Below are 6872 nucleotides of genomic sequence, written 5' to 3'. Positions count from 1 at the left end.
TAAATTTATTTTAGCATAAATATTAGCTAAAAGTCAAAAGCCATCTTAAATTTAAATTTATTTAACGTAGCTTGACTAAGTTTAATATTAAGAATACAATATGAATATACTACAAAGATGAACGAACTACAAATTAACATATGTGAATGGAGGATAAAATGTTTATTGAAATAAAAAATGTAACCAAGTCTTATAATAATGGAAAGGTATCTTTAGATGCATTAAAAAATATAAGCTTAACAATGAATGAAGGAGAAATTGGAGTAATACTTGGTCCTTCAGGTTCAGGTAAATCTACACTACTCAATATAATAGGTGGGATAGATCATATTGATAGCGGAAATGTTATTGTAGATGGTGTAGATATTGTGGAACTAAATGATAATAAACTAACTCTATATAGAAGAAATTCAGTAGGGTTTATATTTCAATTTTATAATTTGGTACCAAATCTTACTGTTTATGAAAATGTAGAGGTAGCTGCCAACATAAGTAAAGATCCTATTAATATAGATGAAGTTTTAAATTCAGTTGGCATGAGTGAATATAAGAATAGGTTTCCAAGAGAATTAAGCGGTGGTCAACAGCAAAGGGTGTCTATTGCAAGAGCAATAGTTAAAAAACCTAAGCTCTTATTATGTGATGAACCTACTGGTGCACTGGATTATAAAGCTGCTAAGGAAATTTTAAAACTAATTACAGACGTAAATAAAAAATTTAATACTACTGTAATTATAATAACTCATAATACTGCAATTAGTGGAATATCGAATAGAATAATAAAACTTAGAAGCGGCGCAATAAGTGAGAATGTATTAAATGAAAATGTATTATCAGCTGAAAGGATTGAATGGTAATGGTTATAAAAAAAATGATTAAAAGAACTATATTTGAGTATAAGGCTCAATATATAGGTTCTATAATTTTAATAATAATTAGTTGCATGATTTATAGCTCTTTTAACATAGCTATGACAGATGTACAGGATAATCTTAATACATTCAGGATTAATAATAAATTGGAAGATGCAAGTTTTATAATACAAAATCCAATAACAAATATAAATGAGCTGGAAGAAAAGTATGATTTGACATTAGAAGAAAGGAAATCAATAGATTATATTAATGAAGATAAATCAGTACTGAGAATACTATCAAGTACGGATAAAATAGATAAATATGCAGTTATAAGTGGTAAGCCTATTATAGGAGACAATGAAATATTAATAGATAAAGCATATGCTAGTGCTCATTCATTAGCTATTAATACTGAGTTTAACATTAATAATACTAATTATAAAATAGTTGGTTATATGAGTACACCGGATTATGTTTATCCCTTAAAGTCTACAAGCGATATGCTGAAAAATCCCAAAAAATTTGGAGTAGCAGTGGTATCTAAAAAAGATATTAATAAAATTGGTAAGGGTCTTACATTTTATAGTGTTAAATTCAACAAAGATAATATAAGTGACTTTAAAAGTAATTTAAGTCTTGATAATATACTAATTCAATGGATAAATAAAAAAGATAATAACCGAATTTCTTTTATAGATGGCGATCTAAAGGGAGGAGTTATGATTGGAAAAGTATTGCCAATTGCTATTTTAATCCTAACTTGCATACTTATATCTGTTGTGCTATCAAGGTTACTTAAAAGAGAATATTTGGTGATAGGAACTCTATATGCTATAGGAAATACAAAAGAAGAGTTAGTAAAGCATTATCTTAAATATCCAATAATAATTTCATTAATAGGAAGTGTCACGGGAACAGTAATAGGCAGTTTGCTTGTAAATCCATTACTTTCTGCAGTTACAAAATATTATAATCTGCCTTTATTGATTGTTAACTTTGACATTAAATATACAATTTTAAGCCTCATACTTCCATTTATATTTTTAATTCCAGTAACCTACATTGTAATAAACAAGGCTCTTAAATTATCTCCATTACAGCTAATTAGAGGTGGAAATAATAAGACAAAAGTAAACTTTATTGAAAGAAATCTTAATTTAGATAGATTTAATTTCAATACAAAGTTTAAAATAAGAGAGTTATGTAGAAGTTTACCTAGAGCAGTTCTCATGATTTTAGGTGTAACCTTTGCCTCTATGCTACTTTTAATTGGTTTTGCAACAAAGGATTCAATGGATTATATGGTAACTAATAGTTATTCAGATATTTATATGTATAACTATGAATATACATTTAATGCACTTCAAGTTGGAGAAGTGGACACGGGTGAGAGGAGATCGTTATCAAGTTTTACTAGTAAAATAAATAATAAGGATGAAGATTTTATTATTTATGGAGTGGAAAAAGATTCAAAACTAATTAGTTTAGTAGATAAAAATAATGATGTCATAGGATTCGACAAGGTTATCATAACTAAATCAATGAGTGATAGATATAATATAAAAACAGGTCAAAGTATAAAGGTAAAAAACAAATTGAATTCAGAGGAATTTACCGTAAAAGTAGGTGAGATTGCAAAGGTCTACACTGGAAATATAATATATATGCCACTAAGTGAATTCAATAAGTCAAATGGATATCCGAAAAATAGTTATCTTCAAATAGACTCTGCTGATAAATTAAATATTCCGGCGGATAAGCTTATATCTGAGGTAAGTAAGCAAGATATGATTGATGGGTATAATACAATGCTTAAGCCTATGAAATACATGATTGGTGGTATTGCGTTTATGGCATTTATTATCGGTCTTATAGTGATTTATGTAGTGACCTTACTTGTAATCGAGGAGAATAAAGCCAACATCTCTATGTTTAAAATTCTTGGATATAAAAAGAAAGAGATTTATTCCTTGGTACTCAGTAGCAATATCATACTTGTTATATTAGGATATATAATATCAGTACCTTTAATAATAATGTCAGTAGCTAGTTTTTTTAACGCAATGACAGTGGAGATGAATATAACTATTCCATCTAAATTGAATATTAGTAGTATCCTTATTAGTTTTGTGATTATTATTATAACCTATGAAATATCTAAATCTTTAAATAAGAGTAAGGTGATGAAGATATCTATGGCAGATAGCTTAAAGGAAAAGAGAGAGTAACTTATAAAAGAAAAAAGAGGTAAATGTAATGAAAATATTAATCTTATATTTTAGTGGAACTGGTAACACGGAGTTTGTAGCTCAATATATAAAAAAACATTTAAGCTGTGATATGTACGAAATAGAGCTTTTTCCCTTGGAACTATTTAAGAGTGAAAATATATCAAAATATGATGCTTTGATTTTTGGATTTCCAGTCTATGCCTTAAATATACCAGTGTTTATACAGGAATATTTAAAGGATATACCAACTACAAAAACAAAATCAGTTTTTATATTTTGCACAAAAGCTTTTTCTAGTGGAACCTCAATAAAACATGCTATAGAGATATTTAAAAAAGCTGGATATAATCCGCTTGGATATGCCGATGTAAAAATGCCAGGGTCAGATGGATTAGCCTTTTTAAAAAAAGATTCTACTGTGGCACATAAAATAATAAACATAGATTTCTCAACACTTGAAGGGGTAGATATTCTGGTAAATAGAATAAAAGAAGTAACAAAGTCCTTAGAAAATGATGGCGTGGAACGATTTTGTTTAAATGTGAATTCGAACATAGCTAATTCTTTTTTTAGTAGTATTCTGAAAAAGGCATTTATAGTTATGGAGGGATGGATAAAAAGAAAGTTTTGGGCTGATAAGAATTGTATTAAGTGCAAAAAATGTGAAAGGATATGTCCTGCTAATAATATTAAAGTAAATGAAAAGGTAAGTTTTGGCAGCAACTGCTATCTTTGTATGAGATGTGTACATCAATGCCCCATGGAAGCTATTCAAATAGGTAAAAAAACAGTTGGTAAATTTAGATGGAGAGGACCTTTAGGTACGTATAATCCCAAATAATTAGGTTGGAAATAATAGTAGGAAAGTAGCAAGTGAAACTGCAATCTACCGAGCAAATTCCACTTGAAGTTGTACTTTTACCTTATTAATTGTTCGCTTTTTTGCTTGATTTTCCTTTTATAGAAGCAAGAGAGATGATAACAACAATACCTATACTTACAAACAATCCAATCCGATGGGTTGGATTGAATGCCACTCCAATTAAAGTAAGGATTATAAGTGAAATGCCCAAATATGAACTGTAGGGTGAAAAGAACATTTTAAATTGTTTTCCTTCGGAGGTACTTTTGATAGAATAGTATTTTCGATTTTTTATTTGTGAAGCTAAAATAATAATCCAATTAATAATCAATAATACACCTGCAGAAGTGGTTAGATATTCGTAAATGGTGTCTGGTAATACAAAAGATAATATGATGGTTACAAGTAGTCCACTAGTTCCTATTAAAAGTGCAATGACGTTTACGCCTCTTTTATTCTTTTTCAATGCAATTTTTGGGGCTTCATTGTCATTTGCAAGGGATAATAATACATTGGTTATGGCAAAAAGTGCACCCACAAAAGTGGAAAAAGCGGCACTGACAATAATAACATTAAAAATAGAACCCAAATAAGGCACATGAAATTCGGAAAGTGCTGTAATAAAGGGACTCTTACTCACCTGGATTTGATTCCAAGATACCATTTTTAAAATCAACACAATGGAGGTAACATATAAGAATGTTAAAGCCAACATAAGCACATTAATGGCTTTAGTGAAAGATTCATTTTGCTTTAATTCTTTAGAAGCAGCTCCAACTACTGCTACACCAGCGAATGGAAACAGCGCAAAAATCATAGAAGACCATAGTCCTTTTATACCTTTTGGAAACCAATTAAGGGTTGACAAGGAAATTACTGATGCTCCAGGAACTGAACCCTTTGGGGATGCATACCCAAGTATGAATAGTACACCAAAAATGATAAATGAAACAAGTGCAGTAATCTTTACAATGGCAAAGAATGATTCAATTTCTCCAAAATCTTTTACTCCTAGTAAATTAATGCCCAGTCCTAAGCAGGAGTATATAACGGAGAATACCCATAATGGAATCTGTGGGAACCAATAGCGTGAAAATACAGATAAAGCAGTTACCTCACTAGACATAATCAGTACCCCTGCAATCCAAAACATCCATCCACTAATAAAACCAATATTGTCTCCGAAAGCTTTTCTAGCATAATCCCTAAAAGAGCCTGTTTCTGGATCATTTATTTTCATTTCTGCCAGGGAGCTAAAGGTTATATATGACATAAATCCCGCAATTAAAAATGCTAGGATTACAGAAGGCCCAGTTAAACTAATTGCTACACTGGTTCCTAAAAAGAATCCTGCTCCAACGATAGATCCAATTCCAATGAGACTTAGTTGCCACCAAGTTATTCCAGTCTCGCCACTCCGTTTCTTTTCCTTCTTCTTATGGTGTTCTACTATCTGAGAAACTGCCTTTTCATCATTCATACTGTATATCAATCCTTTCAAAATCATTGTAAAAACTACAAAAGTTTCTGATTACCCTGATGTAATTAATTAGATATATTTTTAATTGTTATATTTTTTAAATAAACTATCCAATGCTTCTCTTAAAAGAGATGCTTCAGTCCTATCTTTTGACTTAGAAAGTTCTGAAAGTCTGTTTAATTGGGTTTTAGTAAAATAACTTGATTTAAGTACCATACTTTCTGCCTCTGAAAGACAAATCCTATTTTTACCAAGTTTTTTGGCTCTAAAAAGGCCACTATCTGCAACTCTAAGAAGTGCTATGACATTTTTCGAATCGCGAGGATAGCTAGCAACTCCAAAACTTAGAGTAATATTAATATTTTCTGTTTTAGTTGAACTTTTTAAATCAAAAGTGTTATCTGATAAATATCTTCGTATTTCTTCTAAATCCATAAAGCTTCTCTCTGCACCTTTTTTTACAAGTAATAAAGTGAATTCATCACCACTTCTACTTATTAAGTCTGTGTCAGATAAATTATTGTTAAATATAGAAAGAACTTTATTAATTACCTCATCACCAATATTATTCCCATAAATTGTATTAATATTATTTAAATTATCAATATCACATGTGACTACACTAAAGGGTCCTTCATTATTTTTAATTAATGCTGTAACTTTTGATGTCAATTCTTCCATAGAAATTAGTACTTTATTCATCTTAAATTCTCCTCAAAATACTTACTTAATATCTCATGACTTGATGTCTTTATTATTAAAGTATCATTATTTGTTAATTATATGATAACATACATGTGCATATATATGTTATCATATATATATGTACATGCGTTAGAATTGCAAAATGAATTAAAATTGCAATTATTTGATTATCAATTACGTTGGTAAATATGGATAAAATCGAAGGAATCTAAAGAGTGGGGGAGTATTTTCAATGTTTAGTGAATTTAATGTTACAAATATAAGAAATGTAATTGAGGTAGATGCTTTTCAAAGCAAATCAGATTGGTATGTAGTTATTAATTATTTTGAATGCTTTTTGAAGGAAAAATATAAAAGAAAGTATACTATTGATGCCTATCTTAAAGATGTTAAACAATATATTGATTGGTATTATTCAAACAATTTAAATAAATATGCTATATTAAACAATGAAAATCTTAGTAGATATGAATTATATCTTCAAAGTGTTAAACAATATAAAAAGAATACTATAACATATAAAAAAGTAGCCTTACGTAAAATAGACAAATTTTTAATTGAATTTAATCACCAACATAGTAATGAAGAATCTTCTAATTATCATAAAACAAATAGAAGTCAATATAATTATCTAACAGAATCATATATAAGGCTGTAATGTATCTTTAGTCACATCTAAAATTATAAATATAATAAAAACCAAAAATAGAACCCAATTTTGAGGGTTTATTTTTTTT

At 29.0% G+C, this 6872-nt stretch carries 6 protein-coding genes; 4 read left to right on the top strand and 2 right to left on the bottom strand.

The annotated features are described in order from the left end of the window. The first annotated feature begins 158 nt into the window (after positions 1–158). From JJE11_RS11730 to JJE11_RS11720, 3 genes are read left to right on the top strand one after another with little or no spacing between them, the layout of a single operon-like run. Positions 159–857 carry an ABC transporter ATP-binding protein gene (locus JJE11_RS11730; protein WP_291635798.1) on the top strand — a complete coding sequence of 233 codons (699 nt, stop codon included), beginning with the start codon at positions 159–161 and terminating at the stop codon, positions 855–857. Further along, positions 857–3085 carry an ABC transporter permease gene (locus tag JJE11_RS11725; RefSeq protein WP_291635796.1) on the top strand — a complete coding sequence of 743 codons (2229 nt, stop codon included), beginning with the start codon at positions 857–859 and terminating at the stop codon, positions 3083–3085. Before JJE11_RS11730 ends, JJE11_RS11725 begins: the two co-directional genes overlap by 1 nt. 28 nt (positions 3086–3113) lie before the next feature. Continuing rightward, the gene (locus JJE11_RS11720) at positions 3114–3929 is read left to right on the top strand and encodes an EFR1 family ferrodoxin (RefSeq protein ID WP_291635794.1); all 816 of its coding nucleotides are present in this window, start codon (positions 3114–3116) and stop codon (positions 3927–3929) included. Positions 3930–4014: 85 nt separating this feature from the next. On the opposite strand, the gene JJE11_RS11715 is transcribed toward JJE11_RS11720, so the two are convergent. Continuing rightward, positions 4015–5430 (bottom strand): amino acid permease, encoded by a 1416-nt coding sequence (locus JJE11_RS11715; RefSeq protein WP_291635792.1) that lies wholly within the window; start codon positions 5428–5430, stop codon positions 4015–4017. Positions 5431–5511: 81 nt separating this feature from the next. After that, positions 5512–6132 carry a GGDEF domain-containing protein gene (locus JJE11_RS11710; RefSeq protein ID WP_291635790.1) on the bottom strand — a complete coding sequence of 207 codons (621 nt, stop codon included), beginning with the start codon at positions 6130–6132 and terminating at the stop codon, positions 5512–5514. Positions 6133–6367: 235 nt separating this feature from the next. On the opposite strand from JJE11_RS11710, the gene JJE11_RS11705 reads away from it, so the two are divergent. Continuing rightward, complete coding sequence (locus JJE11_RS11705; RefSeq protein WP_291635788.1) at positions 6368–6793, top strand: hypothetical protein; 426 nt, start codon at positions 6368–6370, stop codon at positions 6791–6793. Positions 6794–6872: the final 79 nt, after the last annotated feature.

This window comes from Clostridium sp. (genome assembly GCF_016650095.1).
In the GTDB taxonomy this organism is placed as follows: domain Bacteria; phylum Bacillota; class Clostridia; order Clostridiales; family Clostridiaceae; genus Clostridium_AD.
This window is presented reverse-complemented; position numbering and strand designations above follow the sequence as displayed.